Origin of the sequence: Mesorhizobium sp. M0664, assembly GCF_040320565.1 — a bacterium.
Lineage (GTDB): Bacteria > Pseudomonadota > Alphaproteobacteria > Rhizobiales > Rhizobiaceae > Mesorhizobium.
This window is the reverse complement of sequence record NZ_JAMYPW010000122.1, coordinates 1-676: the sequence shown is the minus strand read 5'-3', so window position 1 is coordinate 676 and position 676 is coordinate 1. Positions and strand designations below refer to the sequence as shown.

General features: G+C 63.9%; 1 protein-coding gene. It reads right to left on the bottom strand.

All coding sequences use genetic code 11. From position 1 onward, the window contains the following. On the bottom strand, window positions 1-653 hold a 653-nt coding region (locus NKI39_RS34240; RefSeq protein WP_352837587.1), incomplete at its 3' end, for an IS110 family transposase. Window positions 654-676 lie beyond the last annotated feature (23 nt).

Below are 676 nucleotides of genomic sequence, written 5' to 3'. Positions count from 1 at the left end.
CCGAGTTCGGGCATTTCGATGAGAAGCGCGAAGGCGGTGATTGCCGAGACGCCCGGGATCGAGACGAGGATAGCGAAGCGACGGGAGAGATCGGGATCGGACTGGATGAGCGCCGTGATCTCCTTTTCGACAGCAGCCATTTGACGTTCGATCTGCCTGAGCTGCTGGGCATTGTGGCGCTTGAGGATGGGAAGGGTTAGCGCCTTGGCCCTGTTCCTCGCCGCCGTCCGGTTCTTCACCAGCGCCTCGCGCGCCATGTGCAGGTCCTTGAGGTCATTGAGGATGGGGCTGCGCACCGGTCGTGCTTCGAGGTCGAGAAGAGCGCCCATGCGCGCCAGCATGGCGGCGTCCAGCCGGTCGGTCTTGGCGATCCTGCCGGTGGCCTCGGCGAAGCGCCGGGCTTGGCGTGGGTTGACCTTGACCAGCGCAAGGCCAGCCGCCGCCAGCTTCCGCTCAAAGGCCCGGTGATATGGACCTGTCGGCTCATAGACGATGCGTACGCCGGGCGGGTCCAACCGGCTCGGGCTCAACCAGCTCATGAACGCCTTGTGGCCGCGGCTGTCGTTGGCAAAACGCCGGCTCGCGCCGTCGCTCAGCCTGTGGGCGTCGAGATGGTCTTTCGATATGTCGATCCCGATGGTATCGTTGGTCATCTTTCACTTGTCCTGTGCTTGTC